The organism is Tenacibaculum haliotis, from assembly GCF_025215075.1.
GTDB classification, from domain to species: domain Bacteria; phylum Bacteroidota; class Bacteroidia; order Flavobacteriales; family Flavobacteriaceae; genus Polaribacter; species Polaribacter haliotis_B.
In genome coordinates, this window is the sequence record NZ_JAOBTH010000026.1 from 26293 (window position 1) to 51842 (window position 25550).

28 protein-coding genes are annotated in these 25550 nt (G+C 28.8%); 11 read left to right on the forward strand and 17 right to left on the reverse strand.

Features of this window, described 5'->3' with window-relative positions:
• Positions 1 to 36: 36 nt before the first annotated feature.
• From N2251_RS06245 to N2251_RS06270, 6 genes are read right to left on the reverse strand one after another with little or no spacing between them, the layout of a single operon-like run.
• Entirely contained in the window at positions 37 to 909 is an 873-nt protein-coding gene (locus N2251_RS06245) for a DUF5777 family beta-barrel protein (protein ID WP_260585870.1), read from the reverse strand.
• The gene (locus N2251_RS06250; RefSeq protein ID WP_260585872.1) at positions 894 to 1277 is read right to left on the reverse strand and encodes a hypothetical protein; all 384 of its coding nucleotides are present in this window, start codon (positions 1275 to 1277) and stop codon (positions 894 to 896) included. Before N2251_RS06250 ends, N2251_RS06245 begins: the two co-directional genes overlap by 16 nt.
• Positions 1255 to 1797 (reverse strand): YceI family protein, encoded by a 543-nt coding sequence (locus N2251_RS06255; protein ID WP_260585874.1) that lies wholly within the window; start codon positions 1795 to 1797, stop codon positions 1255 to 1257. Before N2251_RS06255 ends, N2251_RS06250 begins: the two co-directional genes overlap by 23 nt.
• Before the next feature lie 24 nt (positions 1798 to 1821).
• Entirely contained in the window at positions 1822 to 2160 is a 339-nt protein-coding gene (locus N2251_RS06260) for a hypothetical protein (protein WP_260585875.1), read from the reverse strand.
• A gap of 4 nt (positions 2161 to 2164) precedes the next feature.
• The gene (locus N2251_RS06265) at positions 2165 to 3316 is read right to left on the reverse strand and encodes a hypothetical protein (RefSeq protein WP_260585876.1); all 1152 of its coding nucleotides are present in this window, start codon (positions 3314 to 3316) and stop codon (positions 2165 to 2167) included.
• Positions 3317 to 3319: 3 nt separating this feature from the next.
• Positions 3320 to 3709, reverse strand: coding sequence for a hypothetical protein (locus tag N2251_RS06270; protein WP_260585878.1), 390 nt, complete (start codon positions 3707 to 3709; stop codon positions 3320 to 3322).
• Between the two features lie 151 nt (positions 3710 to 3860).
• Between N2251_RS06270 and N2251_RS06275 the strand changes: the two genes are divergently transcribed.
• The 7 genes from N2251_RS06275 to N2251_RS06305 are packed head-to-tail and all read left to right on the forward strand — an operon-like array spanning position 3861 to position 8424.
• The gene (locus N2251_RS06275; RefSeq protein WP_260585879.1) at positions 3861 to 4157 is read left to right on the forward strand and encodes a DUF6787 family protein; all 297 of its coding nucleotides are present in this window, start codon (positions 3861 to 3863) and stop codon (positions 4155 to 4157) included.
• A 19-nt stretch (positions 4158 to 4176) separates the two neighbouring features.
• Positions 4177 to 4440, forward strand: coding sequence for a hypothetical protein (locus tag N2251_RS06280; RefSeq protein WP_260585880.1), 264 nt, complete (start codon positions 4177 to 4179; stop codon positions 4438 to 4440).
• 10 nt (positions 4441 to 4450) lie between these two features.
• A complete protein-coding gene (locus N2251_RS06285; protein WP_260585881.1) occupies positions 4451 to 4693 on the forward strand; it encodes a hypothetical protein in 243 nt (80 codons plus the stop codon).
• 57 nt (positions 4694 to 4750) lie between these two features.
• Positions 4751 to 5710 (forward strand): sterol desaturase family protein, encoded by a 960-nt coding sequence (locus N2251_RS06290; protein WP_260585882.1) that lies wholly within the window; start codon positions 4751 to 4753, stop codon positions 5708 to 5710.
• Between the two features lie 41 nt (positions 5711 to 5751).
• Positions 5752 to 6144, forward strand: coding sequence for a DUF2147 domain-containing protein (locus N2251_RS06295; protein ID WP_260585883.1), 393 nt, complete (start codon positions 5752 to 5754; stop codon positions 6142 to 6144).
• Between the two features lie 6 nt (positions 6145 to 6150).
• Positions 6151 to 7341, forward strand: a complete 1191-nt coding sequence (locus N2251_RS06300; protein WP_260585884.1) for an aromatic ring-hydroxylating oxygenase subunit alpha — start codon at positions 6151 to 6153, stop codon at positions 7339 to 7341.
• A 9-nt stretch (positions 7342 to 7350) separates the two neighbouring features.
• Complete coding sequence (locus N2251_RS06305) at positions 7351 to 8424, forward strand: ferredoxin--NADP reductase (protein ID WP_260585885.1); 1074 nt, start codon at positions 7351 to 7353, stop codon at positions 8422 to 8424.
• A gap of 48 nt (positions 8425 to 8472) precedes the next feature.
• On the opposite strand, the gene N2251_RS06310 is transcribed toward N2251_RS06305, so the two are convergent.
• Positions 8473 to 10692 (reverse strand): SulP family inorganic anion transporter, encoded by a 2220-nt coding sequence (locus tag N2251_RS06310; protein WP_260585886.1) that lies wholly within the window; start codon positions 10690 to 10692, stop codon positions 8473 to 8475.
• Positions 10692 to 11519 carry a universal stress protein gene (locus tag N2251_RS06315; RefSeq protein WP_260585887.1) on the reverse strand — a complete coding sequence of 276 codons (828 nt, stop codon included), beginning with the start codon at positions 11517 to 11519 and terminating at the stop codon, positions 10692 to 10694. Before N2251_RS06315 ends, N2251_RS06310 begins: the two co-directional genes overlap by 1 nt.
• 79 nt (positions 11520 to 11598) lie before the next feature.
• Here N2251_RS06315 and N2251_RS06320 point away from each other — a divergent pair, with 79 nt between their 5' ends.
• On the forward strand, positions 11599 to 13416 hold the full coding sequence (locus N2251_RS06320) for a cation:proton antiporter (RefSeq protein WP_260585888.1): 1818 nt from the start codon (positions 11599 to 11601) through the stop codon (positions 13414 to 13416).
• Here N2251_RS06320 and dnaX read toward each other — a convergent pair.
• Positions 13411 to 15132, reverse strand: coding sequence for a DNA polymerase III subunit gamma/tau (dnaX, locus tag N2251_RS06325; protein ID WP_260585889.1), 1722 nt, complete (start codon positions 15130 to 15132; stop codon positions 13411 to 13413). The two genes, N2251_RS06320 and dnaX, sit on opposite strands and share 6 nt — an antisense overlap.
• Before the next feature lie 136 nt (positions 15133 to 15268).
• Here dnaX and msrA point away from each other — a divergent pair, with 136 nt between their 5' ends.
• Complete coding sequence (gene msrA, locus N2251_RS06330; RefSeq protein ID WP_260585890.1) at positions 15269 to 15916, forward strand: peptide-methionine (S)-S-oxide reductase MsrA; 648 nt, start codon at positions 15269 to 15271, stop codon at positions 15914 to 15916.
• Positions 15917 to 15971: 55 nt separating this feature from the next.
• Here the strand turns inward: msrA and N2251_RS06335 are convergent, their stop codons facing one another.
• From N2251_RS06335 to N2251_RS06365, 7 genes are all read right to left on the reverse strand, one after another.
• Complete coding sequence (locus N2251_RS06335; RefSeq protein WP_260585891.1) at positions 15972 to 16523, reverse strand: type 1 periplasmic binding fold superfamily protein; 552 nt, start codon at positions 16521 to 16523, stop codon at positions 15972 to 15974.
• Between the two features lie 11 nt (positions 16524 to 16534).
• Positions 16535 to 18940 (reverse strand): TonB-dependent receptor, encoded by a 2406-nt coding sequence (locus N2251_RS06340; protein WP_260585892.1) that lies wholly within the window; start codon positions 18938 to 18940, stop codon positions 16535 to 16537.
• A 40-nt stretch (positions 18941 to 18980) separates the two neighbouring features.
• Positions 18981 to 19301, reverse strand: a complete 321-nt coding sequence (locus N2251_RS06345) for a hypothetical protein (protein WP_260585893.1) — start codon at positions 19299 to 19301, stop codon at positions 18981 to 18983.
• An 87-nt stretch (positions 19302 to 19388) separates the two neighbouring features.
• Positions 19389 to 20162: a TerC family protein gene (locus N2251_RS06350; protein WP_260586160.1), complete on the reverse strand. Its 774-nt coding sequence runs from the start codon at positions 20160 to 20162 to the stop codon at positions 19389 to 19391.
• A 2-nt stretch (positions 20163 to 20164) separates the two neighbouring features.
• Positions 20165 to 20581: a hypothetical protein gene (locus N2251_RS06355; RefSeq protein ID WP_260585894.1), complete on the reverse strand. Its 417-nt coding sequence runs from the start codon at positions 20579 to 20581 to the stop codon at positions 20165 to 20167.
• Entirely contained in the window at positions 20581 to 21924 is a 1344-nt protein-coding gene (gene purB / locus N2251_RS06360; RefSeq protein ID WP_260585895.1) for an adenylosuccinate lyase, read from the reverse strand. The genes N2251_RS06355 and purB overlap by 1 nt, the downstream gene beginning before the upstream one ends.
• A 73-nt stretch (positions 21925 to 21997) precedes the next feature.
• Positions 21998 to 22594: a Crp/Fnr family transcriptional regulator gene (locus tag N2251_RS06365; protein ID WP_260585896.1), complete on the reverse strand. Its 597-nt coding sequence runs from the start codon at positions 22592 to 22594 to the stop codon at positions 21998 to 22000.
• Between the two features lie 69 nt (positions 22595 to 22663).
• On the opposite strand from N2251_RS06365, the gene N2251_RS06370 reads away from it, so the two are divergent.
• Positions 22664 to 23062, forward strand: a complete 399-nt coding sequence (locus N2251_RS06370) for a group III truncated hemoglobin (RefSeq protein WP_260585897.1) — start codon at positions 22664 to 22666, stop codon at positions 23060 to 23062.
• Here N2251_RS06370 and N2251_RS06375 read toward each other — a convergent pair.
• Positions 23052 to 23390, reverse strand: a complete 339-nt coding sequence (locus N2251_RS06375) for a hypothetical protein (RefSeq protein WP_260585898.1) — start codon at positions 23388 to 23390, stop codon at positions 23052 to 23054. The two genes, N2251_RS06370 and N2251_RS06375, sit on opposite strands and share 11 nt — an antisense overlap.
• Before the next feature lie 132 nt (positions 23391 to 23522).
• Between N2251_RS06375 and N2251_RS06380 the strand changes: the two genes are divergently transcribed.
• Positions 23523 to 25541 (forward strand): VWA domain-containing protein, encoded by a 2019-nt coding sequence (locus N2251_RS06380; protein ID WP_260585899.1) that lies wholly within the window; start codon positions 23523 to 23525, stop codon positions 25539 to 25541.
• Positions 25542 to 25550 lie beyond the last annotated feature (9 nt).

The window sequence follows — 25550 nt, forward strand, 5'->3', positions numbered from 1 at the left end:
AAGAAAGCTTAAATGTGAATTTTTTTAGAAGTATTACTAAAAAACTCTCACAACATTAAAACCAAAAGAAATATCACCTTTACTCCAATCACCTTGTGCTTTTGTTAAAAAAGCGCTGTCGTTGCTACCTCTAGCGTTTGAGAATAATAGTTGAAACACGTGTCCTCCTGTTTCTATATCGATACCTAGAGTTAAAGGATTATTATATTTTGAATCTTGATGTTTATTAAAATTATATGCATAATCAAGATTAATACTCATTCGTTTGCTTACTTTTAAACGGCCTCCAAAAGCCATTAAAAATTGATTATGGTTTCTTGTTTTTGTAATGTTTACATCTTGTAAGTTTTGACGAACAAACGTTGGAGCAATTTCTAAAGATAATTTTTTTGAAACTCTTCGTGAAGCTAATAGCTGAGATGTATAACTCATACGGTCACTAAATTTTATATTCGGATAGTTTTCTTTTTTAATTTCAGAATTAATATCTGAGCTAGCATACCCAACAAGATTTAAAGGAAATTGAGTTGATTGTTTTACAATATTAAATTTAGCGGTACCAGAATATGTTTTTTCGAAACTATCACGACTTAAACTTAGTTGAATACCGTTCCAAAAACTATAAGCTAATTGAATCTTGGTGTTTGCTTGGTCTAACCCGAAAAATTCATCAATACCATCTTTTATAGAACCAAAACGATGTGAAACAATTAAATATAAATCCCCTTTGTCTGCGATTTTAGTAGATTGTAAATTACCAATTTGCATTGCTTTAAAAGCAGGTAAGCTAAATTGTTTCGTATTTTTAGTTTCGTTATCTAATTCATCTAATAAATCATTTTGAGCATAAATTGTAATGGATAAAAATGAAGCGATTAAAAATATATATTGTGTTATTTTAGTATGCATTGTTCTAATTTTAATTCGTCTAACAAATCGTCGTATCCTATAACACGACCTTTAATTTTTATGGTTTGATTTTCTTTTAAACGTGCTGTCTTTAAAGGTTCTTTAAATTGACAATAAATTTGTTTATTTAATGTAATTCCGTTTTTATCTATAGATGTTACTTTACCCGATAATTCTACAATTTTAGAATTCCAAATATTAGTATCTTCTTTAATTCTTGATAAGAATTCAGTACAATTACCCGTAAAGCTGGTGGCTAATTTCTCTATGTTTTTATGAGGCCTATAAACATATTTATATGTTGAATATGCTCCAAAAGAGACAATTAATAATGTGAGTAAAATTTTATTTCTTTTCAGCCAATTCATAATCTATAGTTACGTTTATATGTTCTGCTATTTTTTTACGTACAATACTTGGTATTTTAATACCAAAATCTTTAGGTTGTACAGAGAAACTAGCATTTATTTTAATTTTACCATTAATAGAAATAAGTTTAGCAATAGTATTTACCTTTTTATTTTCACCTCTAACAGTTAGTGTTCCTTTTAAAGGCAGTTCTTTTTCTTTAGATAAATCTTTTAAAGAAAAACCTTGTAACTGTCCTCTAAATGTAGCTTTAGGATACTGATCGCTGTCCATGTAATTTTCGTTAAAGTGTTCTTGCATTAATGCTACTTTAAATTCAAATGCACTGATAAATAATTGCACAGCTAAATCACCAGTGTCAGTAATTAAAATAGCTGTAGCACTTTTATTTGTTGCTTCTATTACTTCAAAGGTTTCAACAGAAGCTTTAAAATTTGTAGTTCCTGTTCTTGTAAAGTATTTCTGCGCAATGATTGTTTGACTTAACAAAGCAATTGCAATAATTAATGTTTTTTTCATTTTTATATTTGTTAGGTAGTTAAACTATTCTAAAAAACCATCGGCTTTCCATTTATCAATTAATGCTCTTTTATCAGCAGTAAGAAGTCCAGCTTGAGGCATTGGATTGGCTGCATCATTCATTCTTGAGATTAAACTTCCGCTTTGAGCAGAATTTTTAACTTGGGTATAAGTTTCTAGAATCAAACCATTTCTAGGATTTACAGAACTATGACAGGTTAAGCAATTATTAAAAATAATAGCTTCAATGTCTTGTGAATATGTTATAGTTCTATCAGTAGGTATATCAACTAAAGGAATTTCTGCCGTAGTACAGTTAATTAATAATATGGCAATGATTGAGAAATAAAATATTTTTTTCATATTTTTAATTTTGGACATCAATATTTGTGATGTTTTCAATTTTATTTTCTAAAGGTAAAATTGTTATTTTTTTACTAATACTTAAAATGTCGCCTTCATTTGGTGATGCACTATTATTAGTGTCAGCTATAATAGTTATATAATAATCTCCTGGATGTATATATGTGAATAAGAAGTTGTTTTCATTCTTTTCGAGGTTAGGAAAATGTAATAAAGTATTGTAAGCATTAGTATTAGATGTTAAATATCCATTCTCATCAGTTATGGCATTTTTTGATAAGTAAACCAGTAGATTCGTGTTTGTAATGGTACTGTTTCTAGTAATGTTTACCGTTAAAGTTCCTAATCTTGGATGATCTGTTATTTGATATGGATCACCAGATTGCGGAGCCAACTCATATACATCGTTATTACTTTGTTGTGCTAAAAATGTAGCTGATTTAGGGCTTTCGTTAACATCAATATTATACAAGTTTTCTGTTATAAAACCATTTGCGAAGTCTAAACCTTCATCAACCAAGTTTTGCGGAAAACCAACATCATTAGCAGCTTTTTGAGCTAGATCTAGGTGCATTTTTTTTCCTTTAAAAGTCATATGACGAGAAGGAACTCGGTTACCTAAATTACTAGTGTATGAGTTAAAAAATAACTCATCGTTTTTAAATCGCAGTTCGAAATACATAATATTTTCACCTCCTATGGCATCTACAAATCGATAATATTTACCTTCTGATGCTTTGTCTTCTACTTTATCTAAAACAAAATAACTTGTTCGATAAATACCACTTAATAAGCCACCATTACGAGCCATTAATGTTCTTTTATTTTTATAATTTGTAACAAAAAAAGAAGTTAATAAGTTTCCTAATGAACCACCTTCATGAATACCATGAATATGTGATTTAGATATCGCTCTATAGTCCCAGGCAAACCAAGGATAATCATCAGCAATAACTTTATTAGATCCTACCCAATGTCCTTGCATTTTTTCAAGGAAATCAAACCCTTCATTATTAATGTTTATAGGAATAACTTCTGATGAATTTATAGGAGGTATGGTTGATTTTCCTCCGTCAGTAATATCTCTTATACCATCTTCACAACTGCTAAGTGCTAGCGTGATTAAAACTCCTAAAAGGAAGTGTCTTTTTTTCATAACTTAATTATTTATTGTTGATTTTATCCAGAATTCAATTAAAGGTTTATTCATTATATAACTTGTAGCTTCTAAAGTGTCTTTATGATTAACTTTAATAGATAAGTAGTTTGAATTGGTTTTTGTAGCACCCGACACAGCGTCTATAAAAATGTTATTTTTATATTTTAAGTTTTTTAAAAAGACATCTTTTTGGGTCTTTGTTTCTCTTAAAATAGTAGTGCCATCGTTATAGTAAATTACTTTACCGATAAGCTTTTTACCTTGTCTTTCTATTTTGTAAGTAGCATCATAATAATTACTCTGAACTTTCCAGGTTCCTAAAATTCGGTTGTCAATTTTAGGATTGCATCCAATTATAAAAATTGATAAACCAAACAAATATTTTTTCATTTTATGTTTTTTAATAATTGTGAGGACAAAATTGAGAAGGTTTATAAAAAGTATTTTTGACCTATGTCAAAATCAGACTATAAAAAGTATTTTGACTTAAATCAAATTAAAAAATAAGAGCATATTATAAGTTTGCACTTAAACTTATTTTATGATGAAAAAATTAATGAAACGTTGGAATATTGAAAAAACTAGAGACTTGTTTTTGATTCTTATGGTATTTTCTATTACAGGTTCAACATCAATAGCAGTAGGAAGACCATTTTTAAAAGGAGTAGGAGTTACATTGATTAATTTCCCTAGGTTTGTTTATTATCCAATTTTTTTATTTTCTAGTTTTCTATTTTATCAATTATTTCTTGTAATTTATGGATGGCTTTTTGGACAATTCAATTTCTTTTGGACTATGGAAAAAAAGATGCTTAAAAGGTTCGGTATTTGTATCTAGCTATGATTTATTTATAAAAATGGAAAAAACAAAGAAATGGAGAACCATAATAGCGCTTATTTTAATGTACATAGCTATTTTTATGAATTATAGATGGGTTTGGGGTATATTATTCTTGTTTTGGGTAATACCAGATATTTTTAATGGTATTACTTATTTCATAGAACCAATTTCAAAAAAAGATCATTTATTCTTGTTTTGGGTTATTATAATAACCTGGTTGTTAATGGCTTTGTATTCATTATCGGAAATTTTTATAAACTATAATCAATTTTATTATTAAGTATAATTATATGGATAAATGGAAAACAATTACGGCATTGATATTATTAATTTTAGCCGTAATTTTTAATTGGAATTGGTTTTGGGCAATATTTATTTTAATAGGTTTATTACACACAATTAAAAGTGAAGAAATTCATTTTGTCGAATCCGTAACGAAAAAAGAGCATCCTAAAATCTATTGGGTAATGATATGTATATGGTCATTATTAGCTTTATTTTCGGTTTTAAATTATTTAAATATTTTGACCTAGATCAAAAGAATTTTTTACTCTTTTATTGAAATTTGCAGTAACATTAATTTATACATTATGAGTAATATAAGATTATTAATTTACAGTGTTTTTATCATTTTAAGTATAGTTGGGATATCGCATTCATCTTCTAATTTTTTAACTTTAGAAATATTGGATTCTGAATATGTAGATTACCTTTTTTATCTCTTTAATGATTTAAGCGTTATTTATATTATCCTACCATTTTTTGGAGTGGAGCTAATTAGATACTTAGTACAAAAAAGATTAAATAAAAACTTGGTTTTAGATTCTGTTGCCAATGTGATTACGGTTTTTTTATTTGTAGGAATTGAATATATTTTAGGTATTTTATTAGTAACAAAACTATATATGTATGCCTCATATTATTCAATTTTACCAGAATTACCACTAAACTGGATAACAATTATCAGTAGTATTTTGTTAGCTGATTTTTTATATTATTGGGAACATAGAATGATGCATAGAATAGGGTTAGGCTGGGCAACACATACAGTACATCATAGTTCAGAGCATTTTAATATGTCGGTTGCTTATAGGTTTGGTCCTTTAGACGCTGTTTTTCCGTTACTTTTTTCAATTCCTGCAGTAATGTTAGGTTTTAACCCTTTTTTAATGTTAGCGGCAGAGTTATTTGTACAAACTTTTCAAGCAATTTTACACACCGAAATTATAGGTAAGTTACCTAAATATTTAGAATTCTTACTTAATACACCGTCACATCATAGAGTTCACCATGGATCTAATAAACAATATTGGGATAAAAATTATGGAGGAATATTTATTATATGGGATCGCCTTTTAGGAACTTTTGAACCAGAAAAAGAAAAAGTAGTTTACGGTATTTCAGAACCATTAAATAGTGTAAATCCTATTAAAGTTTTTTTTCACGGAATATCTAGGTTGTATAGAAAATTGGGGCAGGTTTCTGGTGTTAAAAATAAATTATTGGTTCTTATAAAACCACCAGATTGGATGCCAAAAAAAAGTATTTAATTATAAGTAACTATAGTTTTAACGATTATAAATTAAAAAAAATGAAACACTTATTATTATCATTATTTATATCATTAAGTTTAGTATCATGTGCTCAAAACGACGATAAAATTATTGGAATTTGGAATGTAAAAAACAATAATTATCAAGCCACATATGAAATTGTAGCATATCAAAATAAATTTTTTGGTAAAATTCATTACTATCTTGATGATAAAACTGAATATAAAGGAGAGAATAAAGAAAAAGATTATTTTTTAACTAATGTAGAAAAAAAGGGCACAACATATATAAACGGAAAAATGTATTTACCAGATGGCAGTTATTATAATGTTATTTTAAAATTAAGAGGAACTAATTCTTTGGAAGTTTTAATGACTATTGAAGGAAAACCATATAAAGAAGTATGGAAAAGAAATGTAAAAGATAAATAAGAGATTATGAGTATTCAAAAGAAAATGATGCATGTATTGCCTGTAGAAGCTTATACTTCGCAAGAGTGGTTTGATAAAGAAATGGCAACTATTTTCTCTACCACATGGCAGTTTGCAGGCTTAGTAGAAGATATTGAAAACCCTGGAGACTCTATTTCTGTACAAGCTGGTTTAAATAATATTTTTATTATCAAGGGACGTGATCATCGTTTAAGAGCATTTCATAATATGTGTCGTCATAGAGGAACACAATTGTTACGAGCTGTGGGTAAAAATCAAAAAGTAATTACTTGTCCATATCATGATTGGACTTATAATTTAGAAGGTAAATTAATTAGTATCCCTAAAAAAGAAGATGAATTTCCTGATTTATGCCAAAAAGAACTTCACGAATGTGGATTAAATTTACATGAAGCATCTGTAGATATTTTTAAAGGAATGTTATTTATACATCCAGATAAAAAAGCACCGAACATTATGGAATATTTTGGAGAAATATTACCACATTTAGGCCCGCATATTCCTGAGAAATTAATAGAATTTAAAGAAGGAATATATACAAAAGAAATTAAATCGAATTGGAAAATTGTAGTGGAAAATAATATTGATCATTACCATTTAGCGCATTTACATGAAGGAACTTTAAACATGTATGATCATGAAAAAGCAAAATTTGGATGGGAAGGACCTCATTATTGGTTTTTTGAGCCTTTAGTTAAAGAGTATAAAGATGATTTTAAAAATGCATCATTAATGCCATTAATAAATCATATACCTGAAGATAAAATAGGCGCTTATGTACCTTGGTTTTTTCCTAATATTGGTTTGGCAGAAAGTGAGTCAAGTTGGAGTACTTTTCATGTAACGCCAATATCAGTTGATAGAACATTAGTTACATTTCGTACTAAAACGGCAAATGTAAGCGAATGGGAATATACTAAGCAAACAACCAAATCAGTCTTAAGTAATGTTTGGACTAAATACGGAAACAAAGGAAAATATAAAGGAAATGTAGATGATCCTATGGCTAGCGGTAACTTTATGGAAGAAGATGTGTATGCTTGTGAGCAACAACAAAAATCACTTACATCGCCTTTATTTAGTATTGGAGCAAGAGCACAAAGAGGTGAGTATGCTATAATACGCTTTCAGGAGGAAGTAAGAAAATGGATGAATAAAAATGGAGCTAATGTTTAAGTAATAATTATGAACGAGGTATATTCATTAAAAATTATTGATATTCAAAAAGAAACAGAAAATTCAAAATCTGTGACTTTACAAGTTCCAGAAAAGTTAAAAGAGAATTTCATTTATAAACCCGGACAATATATAACATTACAGTTTTATTTAAAAGAGCAGCAAGTACGCCGTTCCTATTCATTATGTAGTTCTCCTGTTTTAAATACATCATTAAAAATTGGAGTAAAACGTGTTGAAAACGGTTTAATTTCTAATCATATTCATGAAAACTTGAATGTTGGTGATTTTATAGATGTTTTAGCACCAAATGGTCGGTTTTATGCTGAAATAAAAAAAGAAAACTATAAAACATATTATTTGTTTGCAGCAGGTAGTGGAATAACACCTATAATTTCTATATTAAAAACTGTTTTATTTGTAGAAGAAAAAAGCTTTGTTTATATGATTTATGGAAACAAAAATCATAAAAGCATTATGTTTAAAGAAGAATTAAAACAATTAGAACTAGAGTACAAAGATCGCTTTACGTTAATTCATACTTTAAGTAACCCTATAAGTTCTTGGAGTGATTTATGGAAAAAGGAAGAAAATAAATTTATAAAAGGAAGGGTAGACGTAACTTCAATTTCTTGGTTAATTAATCAATTTCCTCCTTATGCACAAAATACAGCATATTATATATGTGGTCCAGGAACAATGATAAATAATACAGTAAAAACCTTACAAGGTATAGATGTACCTGAGAGTAGAATTTTTATAGAGAGTTTTGGTTCTCCTAAAATAAACGAGGTAGTAAATGTTGTAGATGGAGCAAGTTTAATTGTTCATTTAGAAAATAAGAAAATAGAAATTTCTATTCCGTTAGGAAAAACAATATTAAGAGCCCTGTTGGATAATAAATATAACCCACCTTATTTATGTGAAGGAGGTGTCTGTGGAAGTTGCGTTTGTAAAGTAAAAAATGGGCGTGTATATATGAATAATAATGCCGCTTTAACAGATGAAAAAATAAAAGAAGGTTATGTGTTAAGTTGCCAAAGTTTACCGTTAACAGATAGCGTTGAAATAATTTATGAATAATTATATGTAACAAAATAACCTATTAAAATAATTTTATAGGTTATTTTATTAATACATAGAAAGTGCTATTTTTTCATCACAAACTGTTTTTTTCAATCGAACTCCAAAATCAGCCAGTGTCTTAATTTCTTTAATTCCAGCCAATCGTTCTCTACCAATAATTAATAAACCTTTTTTATTTCCTTCAATATGATAATATTTATTGCTTTCAAAAAATAGTACAAGTTCATCTGTAAAAAACTGTTTTATTTCAGATTCATTTTTTCCTGATAAATAAAAACGCTTTGAAAAATCAGGGTGCTTATCAATATCAATATCTTTAAAACCAGTAAAATGATATATATATTCAAAAATACCTTCTTTATCTAATGTAAACTCAGGTGTATATTTTTCAATATCAATATACATCATGGTTACCTTAATTACTTGTTTTGCAATTAATTCACCTTCAGAAAATTCAACATCAAATAAAGAGCAATTATTGTTAGATAAAATGTTAGATACTTTACTTATTTTTCGAGTTTTAAAATACCCAAAATGCGGAATTTTTGTGACTTCTTTTTCAGGGTAAGCTTCATATTTCCAATTAATATCTGTACAAATATTTTGTAAAGATTTTTGTCTTTTTGTTAGGGTATTTTTATTTTCTTGTAATTGAAAAGGATTATTTTTACGTAAAGCAAACGGATGTTCGCTACCTGTTTTATAACCATCTAAACCAATTACTTCAAAATAACCACCTTTTCGCTTAAAGGTTTCTGCATAATTGTTAAGATTTTCCATTACAGAATGATCTATAAAATTACACAAAGAAAAATCGATAATAGCATCTTCACTTTCAGGTATTTGATCTAGTTTAGATTTTAATTTAGTATAGTTTAAAAAGCTAGAAAAGTTTTTAACTGAAACATAATATTTATCATCTTCTTTAAACATTAAAACATTAGGTTTTAATAAGTTTCTAATAAATAGCGTGATGTTTTTATTAATAATTATATGAATAATAAAAGTTATGCATATTCCTGCTAAAATACCTGTAATTAAATTGGTCGTAATTGTGGTAAGGAGAGTTGCTAAAAATATAATTAACTGTTCTTTACCTATTTTAAATACTTTTTTAATGTTTTCAGGTGAAGCTAATTTATATCCTGTATATACTAAAATAGCAGCTAATGCAGGTAGCGGAATTTTACGTAATTCGGTGGCAAAAAGTAAAATAAAAACAATTAAAAATGCTGCATGAAAAAAGTTAGCTGATCGATTACTACCTTTATTATTTACATTTACAGAGCTACGTGCAATTACAGTAACAACATTTAATCCACCTAAAAAACCACTAACAACTGTTGCTAAACCCAAAGCACGAATGTCTTTATTTATATTTGAACGTCTTTTTAAAGGGTCTAACTTGTCAACCGCTTTAATACTTAGTAAACTTTCAATACTTGCAATTAAAGTAATGGCAATAACTGCATTAATAAATTCGAACTGATATACTTTACCAAAATCAGGAAAAGCAAAATTAGATAAAACATCTTCAGGTAAATTAATTAAGAGGCTTTTATCTATTGGATATGCAGATGATGATACCAAATCATAGTAATAATACATGCCAACACTTAAAACAACAATCCACATTGGAGCCGGAATTAACTGAAAATATTTATTACGTATCTTACTATAAAAAATCATAATTAGTAAACTAATAATACCTACAGATCCGGCATAAAAAACACTTGTACTATCTGTCTGAATTAAGTTTATGATTCCTTTTGGTGTTTGTATTAGTAAGTCTACAATACTTCCTTTGGCATCTAAATTACCAAGCATTACATGTATTTGTTTGGCAAAAATACCAATACCAATAGCAGCTAACATCCCTTGAATTGCTGAAGAGGGGAAGAAGTCACCCAGTGATCCCATTCTAAGAAATCCAAGAATAATCATAATAACACCAGAGAAAACAATGGCAGCTAACGTGTATAAATATCCTTGTTGCATATCACCAGCACCAAGAGTTGTAATTGCGGCTAAGACCACGACTACGAGTCCGTTACCAGGCCCAGTAATTGTTACATTAGCGCCTCCTAAAATAGCTACAATAATACCGCCTACAATAGCAGCAATTGCACCAGATATTGGTGGAGCTCCAGAAGCTAAAGCTAACCCAAAACCTAAAGGAAGTGCAATTAAAGAAACAACAAAACCAGCAAAAATGTTTTGCGGTATTTCATTTAAAAATGTTTTAAAACGTTTTTCTTTTTTCATTATTTAACAATTAAAACATCGGTTGGTAATTCTGATAAAATATATTCTAAATCATGCGGAAAAATTCGATCTAAAAGACCTGTTTTTTTAGGTGCACTCATTACTAATAAGTCAGCTCTTTTAATTTTTGCATAATGCCCTATACAATAACCTCTTCGACCAAAAATACTTTGAGTATTTATAGTAATATCTTTAGTATCTATACATGCTAACATTTTATGAACACGTTCGTCTTCCCGTATTTGTAAACGTTCTTTGGTTAAGGTTGCCTTACGCAATGAAATATCATCGTTAACTTTTACATTTAATTCAGTCTGACTAATCTCTTCAACAATAGTTACTTTTTTACATCCCAATTCTTTTGAGATATTGAAAGCAACTTTAATTGTTTCTTCAGTTTTTTCATCTTTCAAACCACTAACAACAATGTGTTTACAAACAACGCTTTTTACAGAAGGTTTTAAGAGTAATAAAACAGAACAAGGAGCTTTACGGGTAAGTTTTCGGGCAATAGAACCTACATAATATTTGTATATTTTCTCTTTTTGTAAAGCACCTAGTATTAATAAATTTACATTTTCATTTTTTATAGTTTGTAAAATAACATCAACAGGCTTTCCTTCTTGCCAAATAACTTTTAATGGAAACTTTGGTTTAGGAGCTTTGTTTAATAATTGTTGTAGTTGTTTTTCCTTTTGGTCAGATTTTTTTCCAACATGAACACCAATTAATTGTGCATTAAACATATTTGATAACCGAATTGTTTCAAATAAGTTGGCTTTTAAATTGGGTGAAAAGGCAATACCTATAAGTATATTTTTTGTCAAAGTATAAAATTTAAAACGCTCGAAGATATAATTTTCTTGTTGTTAAAAAAAAAATTACTTTTACAAGAAAATAACATTTATGATTGAATTGGCAGGAATTATAATATTAGGAATTTTAGCGCAATGGTTTGCTTGGAAATTTAAGATTCCGGCAATTTTACCTTTAATTATAATCGGGTTGTTTGTTGGGCCTATAGCTGCTGAATTTTTTAATGATGATGGTAGCAAATGGATAGAGCCTGTTTGGAACGGTAAAAAAGGATTGTTTCCTGGAGAAGGGCTGTATTATTTTGTTTCATTAGCCATAAGTATTATACTTTTTGAAGGAGGATTAACTTTACGTAGAGAAGAAATTAAGAATATAGGCCCTGTAATAACTAAATTAATAACCTTAGGTTCGAGCATTACTTTTTTTGGTGCAGGTATTATTGCACATTACACTTTTAACTTAAGTTGGGAGCTATCTTTTTTATTTGCTGGTTTAATTATTGTAACAGGTCCAACAGTTATAACACCAATTTTAAGAAATATTCCTCTAAAAAAAGATGTATCCGCAGTTTTAAAATGGGAGGGTATTTTGATTGACCCAATAGGAGCTTTGGTTGCGGTATTAGTTTTTGAGTTTATTAGTGTTGGTGGTGGTGCTGGATTTACACAAACAGCATTGTTAGAATTTTTAAAAATTCTTTTATTTGGTACTACTTTTGGATTTACATTTGCACATGCTTTAATATTTATTATCAATAAAAAATGGGTACCGCATTATTTATTAAATGTAGTTTCATTATCTACTGTTCTTTTAGTTTTTGTTGAATCTGAAATATTTGCTCATGAATCAGGCTTATTAGCTGTTGTAGTAATGGGAATGGTATTAGGTAACAGTAAGTTGAAAAATTTAAAAGAGATACTTTATTTTAAAGAATCTTTAAGTGTACTATTAATTTCTATATTATTTATTCTTTTGGCAGCAAACATGAATATTGAAGAGTTAATGCTACTATATAGATGGGAAACATTACTTCTTTTTGCATTAATTGTATTTGTAATTAGACCTTTAGCAGTTTTTGTAAGTGCCTACAATTCGAATTTAAAAATTAATGAAAAATTATTTATAAGTTGGGTAGGACCAAGAGGTATTGTTGCAGCAGGTATTGCTTCGTTATTTGGAAGTAAGTTATTAAAGCAAGGTGTAGCAGGGGCAGAATATATAACCCCTCTTGTTTTTATGATTGTTTTAGGTACCGTATTGTTAAACGCAACCACTGCAAGATTGTTTGCTAAAATGATAGGTGTTTTCTTAAAAAAATCGAATGCTATTATGATTATTGGAGCTTCAGATATGGCACGACTTATAGCAGTATATCTAAAGAAAAATAATAGAAGAGTTGTTATTATCGATTCAAATAAAGATAATATTGAAAAAGCTAAGAATGAAGGTTTAGAGTCTTTTCAGGTAAATATTTATGATGATAATTTAACAGATAATATTGAGTTTAACGATGTAGGTTATTTACTTTCAATAACAGGTAGTGACTCAATAAATAAATATGCAATTTCTAATTTTTCAGGTGTTTTTGGAGAGCAAGGTGCTTATCGTTTAGCAAGCTCTCAAGAAATTATTACACAAGAATATGAAAATAAAGATGATCTGTTTACTATTAAAGATGATTTTTTAAATTTAATGGATACTGTAAGGGAATACCCTCAAATTTACGAAACACCTGTAAATTCGATTGAAGAATATAAAAAGAAAATAAATGAAATTTATGCAGAGTTAAAATCAATTCCGATTTTAATGAAAAATAAGAATAACGAAATTTTATTAATATCAGAGTTTGAAAAGAAAGTTACTACAATAGAAAACTGGCAACTAGTTTATCTTGGAAAAGAATTATAAATCTAATCCAAAGGTACTTTTTAATTTTTCTAGTATTGGATTTTTCTCTTTTAACTTCTCATATTTTTCTTGAGGAGTATAGGCGAATTTTTTCTCAACAGTTTCATTAACAATTACTTCTATTTGAATTCCGTAATTGTTTAATTTTTCACGTAAAAATCTTGTTAATTTAGATTTACCTCGTTCTAATTGCGATTTCATTAAATCGTTAGGCAATGAAAATATGATGGTAAAAGGTTTTCCTAATTGCGGCTCTCCTGAAGCTAGTATTGCTGCGATACTGCGTTCACCAAGCTCTTGTAGTTTAAAATAATATTTTTTCCAAGCATCTTTTAATTCTTCATGAGTAAAAGGTGTTCTTGGGTGGTTTTCATAACTTTCATCATCATCTGAAATCGCTTTAATATCTTTTTTCTGATGAATGCTTTTTAAAGACAAAGCCGAAGCACGACGTTTTATATTTTTTAAAAGAGGTTTTGTTGATTCAGTTACAACCTTGGCCAAAGGAGCCTTTATATGAAGTTTTTCTTCAGTTTTAACTTCAACTTTTCCGGAAGTTTTTATAGCTGTTTTTACTTGAGTTTTCTTAATTGATGGAGATAAAGAAGTAAAAAAAGTAGCCGGAATTATGTAGTTGTTAGATTTTTTTTTTGCTCCATCAAAATTGATAGAGGCTATTTGCATTAAGGTAAGTTCTACCAGTAATCGCTGGTTTTTACTACCTCGATATTTTAAATCGCAATCATTAGCTTTATCAATGGCAGGCATTAAAAACTGCATGTCAGCTTTTTTAGATTGCTCTAAATATTTCTTTTTAGTAGTATCACCAACTTCTAATAAAGAAATAGTAGCAGTATCTTTTGCAACCAATAAATCTCTAAAATGTGATGCTAATCCGTTTATAAAATGATGTCCTTCAAAACCTTTTCCTAAAACCTCATTAAAAGCCATTAAGACTTGCGGAATTTTATTCTCAATTAATAAATCAGTGATGTTAAAATACACATCATAATCTAATACATTTAAGTTTTGGGTAACAGCTTCGCGCGTTAAATTACTACCTGAAAAACTAACAACTCTATCAAAAATAGATAAAGCATCACGCATAGCACCATCAGCTTTTTGAGCAATTACATGTAAAGCATCATCGTCTGCTGTAATATTTTCTTTTGCACAAATTGTTTTTAAATATTCTTTAGCATCTAAAACACCAATACGTTTAAAATCGAAAATCTGACAACGAGATAATATCGTTGGTATAATTTTATGCTTCTCGGTAGTTGCTAAAATAAAAATAGCATGAGCAGGCGGTTCTTCTAATGTCTTTAAAAAAGCATTAAAGGCTGCTTGAGAAAGCATGTGAACTTCATCAATAATATAAACCTTGTATTTTCCTGTTTGAGGCGGAATACGTACTTGATCGGTTAAACTACGAATATCATCAACTGAGTTATTAGAAGCGGCATCTAATTCAAAAATATTAAATGCAAAATCTTCATCAGCATTAGTGTCTGCATCCTCTTGATTTATACGTTTTGCTAAAATACGAGCGCATGAAGTTTTACCAACTCCACGAGGTCCTGTAAAAAGTAAAGCTTGTGCTAAATGGTTGTTTTTTATAGCGTTCTCTAACGTATTTGTTATGGCTTGTTGCCCAACGACATCCTCAAAAACCTGAGGACGATATTTACGTGCCGATACTATAAAATGTTCCATTAATTTGTACTGTTTATGTAAACAAAAATAGAAAACCCCATGGCAATTCACAAACAATTTGTTGAAGGAAAATCTAAAGTTGTAAACAATTGTATAATCTTATCTTTGCTTACGACTAATGCTTAAAATATTTAATATGAAACAATTTAAACTCGGTACACTTTTAGCTGTTTTCTCTTTTAGTTTATTGTTGATGAATTTTTCGACATCAAAAGAAGTATCTATAACTAAGGTTGATAAATTAATTTTACAAGGAACAAAAGTAGCCTATTTTGCGAGTGGCTGTTTTTGGTGTGTTGAAGCTGTTTTTGAAAGTGTAATAGGAGTAGAGGAGGCTGTTTCTGGTTATGCTGGCGGATTTACTAAAAACCCAACGTATGAAAGTAGTAATACAGGTAGCACAGGTCATGCAGAAGCCGTTGCGGTGTACTATAATCCTAAAGAAATAAGTTTTAAAACCTTGGTTGCTGTGTATTACGGTTCTCATGATCCGACAACAAAAAATGGACAGCATCCTGATTATGGTTCTCAATACAGATCGATTGCTTTTTATAATAATCTGCAAGAAAAAAAGATTATTGAAAACAAAATTAAACAACTAAACACCCAAGTTTATAACGGACAAGTAGCTACCGAAGTTAAAAAGATTAATAAGTTTTATAAGGCAGAAGAATATCATCAAGATTATGAAAAGTTACATCCAGAAAATCCGTATATACAAAATGTTTCGATTCCGAGGTTAAACAGATTTAAAAAGAAATTCCCTCAATTACTTAAAAAGTAATTGAAGGAATTAAAAAATATTTTAAAAGCTAATTAATTTTAAAGTGCCTTTATTTTTAAGGTATTGGGTTTTCTACTGTAATAGGAAACACAACCTCTATATCAGTCTCTCCACCAGCATTTGTCATATCTCCATCGGCAACATTATCACCATTTTTAGTTGGTTCATGTTTTAAAATAATTGTATAACTACCTGTACCAATAGCACCTGTTTCTACAGTAAATTTAACTCCTAACGGATTTCCATCAGCATCAGTATCTGTATACGTAAATGTACTAACTATACCTGAAGTTGTATAAAAAAACTGGTGTTCTTCAGCTTCTTCTATAACTTCTAACGTAATGTTATCAGCAGGACTTTCATTTTCATTTAATAATGTAATAACAGCACTATAAGTAGTGTTTGCCATTAAAGTACCTCCAGTAATTTCAGGTTCTTCATGATCATATTCTAAAGTTACAGGATCTCCAGTTTCAGGAGTTAAAACAACTTTCATAGTTGTAATTACTTCTTCTTCATGAATGTGTTCAGGACTGTTATCGTCTGAACAAGAAGTTATTATAATTGAACTGATGAATAATAATGCTATAAGTTTAAAATTTTTCATTTTTTAGTTTTTTAGTAATTAATTTTAATTTGAATTTGAAAATTTCTTCCTAAATCATCTGCATATAAACGCAATCTGTTTAAGTAATTTCTGTATGATTGATTTAAAACATTGTCTATAGAAAAGTTAAGATTCACTTTTGTTTGAGACATGTTAAATTCAAATCCAGAAGAGAAATTTAATAAATGATATGCCTTTGGCGGAGTACTAATATCTACAAGTTCACGGGTGTTTGTAGCTGGAATAAAAGCCATGAAATTGTTATTAGGATACTCGTTTTGCTTTGCGTTAAACTCACTTTCTAAAGATGCGTAGAAATTTTTCCAGTTCTCTTTTTTAAAGAATAATGTTGTAGTGGTTTTAAAAGCAGGTATATCTATTAAAGCTTTTTTGTTTGTTAAATCACGTCCTTTTATAAACGACGTCTTATTGTTAATATTAAAATTGGTATTTACATGGTACTTTATACTAGTATCTAAACCTAATAAATGTGCATTAGTTTGTTTGTATGACCAAACAGGAAATGCTCCACGCAAAGTGGTTTCTATCCCAGTAGGTTCAATGTAAATAAAATCGGTTACATAATTATAAAATCCTTCTAAAGCAACGTTAAATTTTTGATTATTATATTTATAGGTTGCTGAGAATCTGTTAGATGTTTCTGGTTGCATGCGTAAATCACCTAATTCTATTCTGGCAGCAGAGTGGTGCAAGCCATCACTAAATAATTCAGATGCATTTGGTGCTCTGTTTGATAAACCATAATTTACTAAAAAAGTATTTTCATCATTAATTGAATAAGCTCCTCCTAATGAAGCAGAAATATTATGATAAGTAAATATTGGGTTTACTAAAAAATCAGATGGATAACTACTATCATCAATAATTAAATGACCAAATTCTTGCTGATAGTTTAAGGAATTCCATCTTGATTTCACATAAAACTTTTTTGCATTAATTTGTTCAAAATCATATCGAACTCCAGCGTTTAAAACAATGTTTTCAAACCTAAAATCGGTTATAGCGTAAGTATTCAGATTATATTTATTATAATCGGGTATAATTCTTTTAACTCCAGATTTAGGATCCGAAAAATTATTTTGATATGCTCCACTAATTCCAAATTTATAAGTATTGTCAGAATTTGAATCTAAATTGATATCACCTTTAAAAGAATGTGTTTTTAATAATAAATTGGTAGCAGCAATTGAGCTACGTCCACCTCTTCTTATATCAAACTCTAATCTTTCGTTTTGCTGATAATCATATTGAAAAGCTAATTTTCCAATACCTTTTAAACGTTTGTAAACTTTTGCTTTTAACAATTGGTGTGTTACCTCTTGCTTTGGATTATTAATAGTATAACTAAAATCATCTGTAACAAACGGAACATTACTATTTAAAGCTTTAACTAAGTCAGAAACATTACCTATGTGCGATGCACGAAGTATTCCTATTTTATTAGATGTATTGCTGTAAAAAATTTCAAAACCTTTATTAAACTTTTTATAACCAGTGTGTAAGGTAAAAGCTTTAGAATTTAATCCGGTATTGGTAAGGTTGTAGCTAGGTGTTTCAAAATCTCCAGCACTTTTAAAAGAGGCTTGTCCGTTAATAAACCAACCTTTTTTATAGCTTTTATGTAAGCTAGATGATATAGAAAATAATTTACCATTGCTTTGTTGTGAGGCAATTGTTTTACCAAACAAGGTGTCTTTTAAAATTATTTTCGATGGATTAACAATAATTACTCCACCAATAGCATCACCACCGTATTGTAAAGCATTTGCTCCTTTTATAACAGAAATGCTTCCAGCAGCATTAATATCAATATTAGGCGCGTGTTCAATACCCCATTCTTGATCTTGTAAACGAACACCATTAAAGGTAGTTAACACTCTACTACTATGCAAGCCATTAATTATTGGTTTAACAATAGTACTACCTGTATTTATTGAAGATACTCCTGAAATATTTTTAATAACATCACCTAACGATGCTGCACTAAATTTTTCTAAAGTATTGGTTTTTAATAATGTTTCTTGAGACGTTTTGGTTTTTAAACCTGTTGTTCCTTTAACATTAACTTCGTTTAATTCTTCTATATGATGTTCTAAATCTATAACTTTATAAATGTTTTTTGAAACATCTAATTCTAAGATTTTTTTATCACAAGATACATGAGAAATTTCGACAATAATTTTACCTGCACATACATTGTTTATAGTAAATTTTCCATCAAAATTAGTAGTGGTATACTTATTTTGGTTTTTAATAAAAATAGTAGCGTTTACAATGACAGATTTGTCATGAAAATCTTCTACTAAACCAGAAAAAGTATAACTACAATTTTGAGCCTTTACTAAAGAAACAGCTGTGGTAAGTAAAAGTATAAATAAAATACTTTTAAGTTTCATCTAAAGTTTTAATTGTAATTTATAATTATGATAATTTTAATTAAATTATTACAATAGGAGGTCCTCTAGGTGATTTATTGGAAGAATAGTTAGCGTTTAATTGTTGAGATTTACGAATAGAATTTTTAGTATAAACCACTTCATTAAATAATGAATTTGGATTGCTAAAGTCGTAATGAAAAACAGTTAATTGTAAATGTAAATCGGCACAATCATTTTCTAACTCGTGTAAATGTTTTTCAGATTTTGAGATACAAACTACATGCTCATGCTCTTCAAAAGCATGTGCTACTTGTATTGCCGTTGGTAATAATAAGGCAAACAAGAAAAATGAAGTTATAAATCTCTTAAGTGAAAACATTTAGGACAAATGTATAAAAAAAACACACATATAAAGTTGCAATAGCAACTTTATATGTGTGTTTTAAATATTAAAATTTTCTTAATATTATTTTTTACTACTTCTCATTTTCATATTTAACATTTCTACTACTAAAGAAAAAGTGATAGCAAAGTATAAATATCCTTTAGGTACAGTACCAACTTCTTCTCCAAAAAGTTTTGCATGCGATAAATGAGCACCTTCGGCAATTAACATAAACCCGATTAATATTAAGAATGATAATCCTAACATTTGTATTGTTGGATGTTTGTTTACGAATTTACCCACAGGGTTTGCAAATAACATCATAATAATCATCGATAAAATTACCGAAGCAATCATAATAATCATTGCACCTTCAACACCGTTAGTCATACCAACAGCAGTTAAAATAGAATCAAATGAAAAAACAATATTTATTAACGTTATTTGAATAATAGCTTGACTTAAAGTATATCCTTTTTGCGGTTTACCATCCGTTTCGTCTTCGGCTAATCCTTCTACTTTATGGTGTATTTCTTTGGTACTTTTATAAAGTAGAAAAAGTCCACCAGCAAATAAAATTAAGGCTTGCCCAGTAAACCCTGCTTTAAACCAAGAAAAATCAACATGAAAAAGCGGTGCATTCATTGCAATAAGTAACGAAATACCAAAAAGTAAGGCAATACGTAAAAACATGGCTAATACTAAACCAATGTTAGTTGCTTTTTTTTGAAGTTTTTCAGGAAGTTTGTTTGCTGCAATTGATATAAATATGATATTATCAATACCTAAAACAATTTCTAAAAAAGTTAAGGTTATTAACGCACCCCAAGTGTCTGCTTGTAAGAAAATTTCCATCATTAGTTTACTTTATATACAGTTCCTTTTTGTTTAAAATTCGAATAGCCAATTTTTGCTATAAAATTAAAAGAACTATCCGTTACTTTTGTAATTTGAACAAATATTGGGTCTTTGTCTAATTCAGTTTTCGGATGTTTCATTCGTAATGAATACGCGAAGTTATTTTTCCATTTGATAAAAAGTGTATCAATATGTTTAACTTCTTTTTCAGTAACTAAACTATCCGAAGAAATACTTACTATTTTAGAATATTCTTCTATTTGCAAACTGTCTTTTCGTACAATTGTAGTTTTACCATAACCGTTACCAGCAGGAATTTCGAAAGTTCCGTATTTAAAACGTTTAGGATCTCCTTCTTTTTCTGGAGTACAAGAAAACACTAAAAAAACGACTAAAAAACTAAGTAAATACTTCATTAAATTCCGGTATAATTAGCAGGTGTAATTGCTTTTAATTCTTCTTTAATTTCAACAGAAACCTCTAAAGTATCAATAAAATTAGCAATTGATTTTTGATTAATTTTTTCGTTAGTACGTGTTAAACCTTTTAAAGCTTCATAAGGATTCGGATACGCTTCACGACGTAAAATTGTTTGAATAGCTTCTGCTACTACTGCCCAATTATTTTCTAAATCTTCAGCAAATTTAGTTTCGTTTAATAATAACTTATTCAATCCTTTTAAAGTAGATGAAAAAGCAATTAGAGTATGACCAAAAGGAACACCTACGTTACGTAAAACAGTACTATCTGTTAAATCACGTTGTAATCTTGATATTGGTAGTTTTGCTGATAAATGCTCGAAAATAGCATTTGCTATTCCTAAATTTCCTTCAGAGTTTTCAAAATCAATCGGATTTACTTTGTGTGGCATGGCAGATGAACCAACTTCACCAGCTTTAATTTTTTGCTTGAAATAATCGTTAGAAACATAGGTCCAAACATCGCGATCTAAATCAATTAAAATATTATTTACACGCTTTAAACCGTCATATAAAGCCGCCATATGATCGTAATGCTCTATCTGAGTAGTTGGAAAAGAATGATGTAAGCCTAAAATATTTTCTACAAAATGAGTTCCGAAATTTTTCCAGTCAATATCTTTATAGGCTACTTTATGTGCGTTAAAATTACCTGTTGCTCCACCAAATTTAGCGGCATGAGGTGTGTGTTGTATATGTATTGCTTGATTGTTAATACGCTCTACAAAAACAAAAAACTCTTTTCCTAAACGAGTAGGAGAGGCTGGTTGCCCATGTGTACGTGCTAACATTGGTATGTGATCCCATTCTTCCGCTAAATCAGCTAATTTAGAAACTAAACCATCTAAAGCAGGATAATACACTTCTTCCATTGCATCTTTTATAGATAATGGAATCGCAGTGTTGTTAATATCTTGAGAAGTTAATCCGAAGTGAATAAATTCCTTGTACTTATTCAAACTTAGTTTATCAAACTCTTCTTTGATAAAATATTCAACCGCTTTTACATCATGATTAGTAATAGCTTCAATATCTTTAATTTTCTGAGCATTTTCGGTAGAGAAATCTTCATATATCTTACGTAAATCAACATATAAATCTTTATTGAAATCAGCCAATTGTGGTAAAGGAATTTCACATAAAGCAATAAAATACTCTATTTCTACTTTTACTCTGTATTTTATTAAAGCTTCTTCAGAAAAATAGTTGGCTAAATCAGCAACTTTATTACGGTATCTACCATCAATAGGAGAGATGGCGTTTAATTGTGTTAAGTTCATGTTTTGTTGTTGTGTTGTAAGCTGCAAAAATAGAAAATACTTACTTTATTTAACTGATATAGGTAAGGAATTTTTAACGAAACACTTTTCGCTTTAAAATTTTGAGAGCACCTTTTTTTTCTAACGATTTAATTACTCGTATTACGGTTTCTACGCGCAAGCCTAAAATATCCGCTATTTGCTGTCTGGTATAGTCTACTTTAAAGGTAAAATCACCGGTTACTTTATAAACATCGTTTTTTAAATAATCAATAAAGCGAAGTACTCGATGTGCGGGTTCTTGACTAGAAATCTCTGACGCTATAATTGCTTTATAGTACAGTCGTTTAGCTAAACTTTGCGTTATTTTTAAGTGAATTACAGGGTTTTCTTGTAGTAATTTAAATAATTGTTCTTTAGAAATAACTAAAATCTTACTTTCAGAAATAGTTTCGGCATTTGCTGGGTATTTTACGTCGATAAATAAAGGAGGTTCGCCAAAACTTTGATTCTTATAAAAAACACCTTGAATAAATTCTTTACCGTCGTCATTATAATTATTCATTTTTACTGCACCACTACAAATTTGATAATAATTATAGGCAGTATGATTTTCAGAAAATATAATTTCTCCTTTTTTAAAATCTTTATAATGTGCGTTAAATTTGAGTAAAAGTTCTTCTGGTATCATTATGATTTAAGTCATAAATTGCAATCGTATAAAGATATACTTTTACGGCAAATTAATATAATTTTTTAGATGGATAAAAAAGAAATAGAAAATAGAGAAGATGTGTATTTATTAGTATCAACTTTTTATGACAGCCTTAAAAAGGATGATTTTATAGGACCTATTTTTTTAAAAACTATTCCTGATGAAAAATGGGAATCACATTTACAAAAGTTGACTGATTTTTGGGAAACGAATCTTTTTTTTGTTAGAAAATTTAAAGGAAACCCGATGAAAGCACATAAGGATTTAGATAGTAATTTTAATCACACAATTTCTCAAGAGCATTTTGGGAGATGGTTGCAATTGTGGTTCGAAACTTTAGATGCTCTTTTTATAGGAACTAAAGCAAACGAAGCAAAAGAAAGAGCAAGGAATATTGCATCGATGCTCTTTTTTAGAATGTTTGACGCTAAACCTAAAGCATAAGCTGATAAATTATCAGCGCTATGTTTGCTAAAACAGCAAAAAAGAATGTCCAAACTACTGTTTTAAAACTACGCTGACTTATAGCTACTGCATTTGCGCCCATAGCAGAAATACAAGTAATTACTAGTGCGAATAAATTTACTTCTCCGTGAACAGCCAATGCTGCAGAAAAAGAAGCAATCATACTGCTAGCCATTAATAAAATTATTGAAATACCAAAAGCATTCCTTTCTTCTGCAGCTATTTTACTATTTATAGTCGCTAAAAAATTAAGTTTCGGAAACTTAATAGTCCCACTATTTACGATTAATTGTTCTGTTGTTACCATGCCTAATATATTTTATTACAAATTTACAAGTCAATGAAGTATTTGTTTTATGACCTAAATCATAAAGTAAAAAGAAGTTTGATTCATTTTATTTGATAGCTTTTTTTATCTTCACAATCTAAAATACTTTTATTGGAAACTAGAACCCTTATTTATATTATTGTAGCAGTTTTATTGAGTATTGCTGTTGCTTTTTTTCAATACTTTTATAAAACGAAAAATAATTCTAAAATTAATAGTTTACTTTTTGCTTTAAAAGCATTGAGTATGTTTTTATTGATTTTATTATTTATAAATCCCCAAATAGAAACGATAGAAAAAGTAAATATTAAGCCTGTTTTATCTCTTATGGTTGATAACTCACTTTCTATAAAATATTTTAAAGAGGATAAAAAAGTAGCAGCTATTTTAAAAGAAATAAAAGAGCATAAAGAAATACAAGATAAATTTAATGTTCAGTTTTTTTCTTTTGGAACTAAAATCGCTGTTTTAGATAGTTTGTCTTTTACAGAAACACAAACAGATATTTCTCAAGCAATAAAATCGGTTAACGAATTAAATAAAAACACTTTAAATGCAACGATTTTAATTAGTGACGGAAATCAAACTACGGGTAATGATTATGAATATATAAATGCTAAAGGTAAAATATTTCCAATCGTAGTTGGTGACACCACTTTGTATCAAGATTTACAAATATCACAGTTAAACGTTAATAAATATAGTTATATAAAAAATAAATTTCCTGTAGAAGCTTTACTTCATTATGAAGGAAAAGAAAAAGTAAGTGCAACTTTTTCAATTTCGAATGGCGGAAAAAAAGTGTTTTCAAAAAGACTTCAATTTTCTCCTTCAAACCCTGTGCAAACGGTTTTAACAAATTTAACTTCGGATAAAAAAGGAATTCAATATTATCGTAGCGCAATTAGTAAAATTGAAAACGAGAAAAACACCAAAAATAATTACCAAAATTTTTCGGTAGAAGTTATCGATGAGCAAACGAAAGTATTGGTTTTAAGCTCGTTTTTACACCCTGATTTAGGTGCTATAAAAAAAGCAATAGAAAGTAATAAGCAACGCAAAGTAACAATTGCTTTAATTAATGATAAAAAAGTCAATTATGCTGATTATCAGTTTTTTGTTTTTTATCAACCTAATAACTATTTTAAAAAAGTATTTGAGAAAATACCTTCTAATTATTTGGTGGTTTCAGGAACGAAAACAGCTTGGAATTTTTTAAACACCCAAAAAATTGGAGTTACAAAAGAAGCAATCAATCAAACTGAAGATTATTTAGGGATTTATAATACAAACTTTTTAACTTTTTTGCAGAAAGATATTGGTTTTAGTGAGTTTCCACCTTTACGAGATAAATTCGGAACTGTTCAGTTAACAGGTGATGCCCAAACTTTACTGTATCAAAAATTTGCGGGAGTAGAAACTACGCAACCATTATTAACCACGATAGAAAAAAACTCAAAAAAGCATGCTGTACTATTTGGTGAAGGAATTTGGAAGTGGAGATCTGCTAGTTTTTTAAAAGAACAAAATTTTGAAACGTTTGATACATTTCTAGGAAATTTAGTACAGTATTTGGCATCAAATAAAAAGAGAAAAAGACTAGATGTTAAGAGTGAGAACTTGTATGCTGCAAATTCACCAATTACGATGTCAGCTTTTTATGTTGATAAAAATTATCAGTTTGATAATAGAGCTTCGTTAGAATTAACGGTAACAAATAACAAAACAAAGAGTAAGAAGGTACTTCCGTTTTCGTTAATCAATAATTCGTATCAAGTATCGGTTGAGGGACTTTTAGCAGGTGAATATTCGTATAAAGTTTCGGTAACAAATCAAAAAATAAACAGCTATGGAAAGTTTAAAGTAACCGATTATCAAATAGAAGCCCAATTTACGAATGCAGATGATAAAAAAATGAATTCATTAGCTATAAAAACTAAGGGTAAATTATTTTATGCAAATGAAACCGAAGAATTATTACAAAGTTTAACTACGGATGGTTCTTATTATACGGTTCAAAAATCAATAACAAAAAAGCAAAATTTAATTGATTGGAAGTGGATTTTATTTTTAGTTGTTATTTTGTTCTCAACGGAATGGTTTATCAGAAAATATTATGGTAAAATTTAAAACACTGAT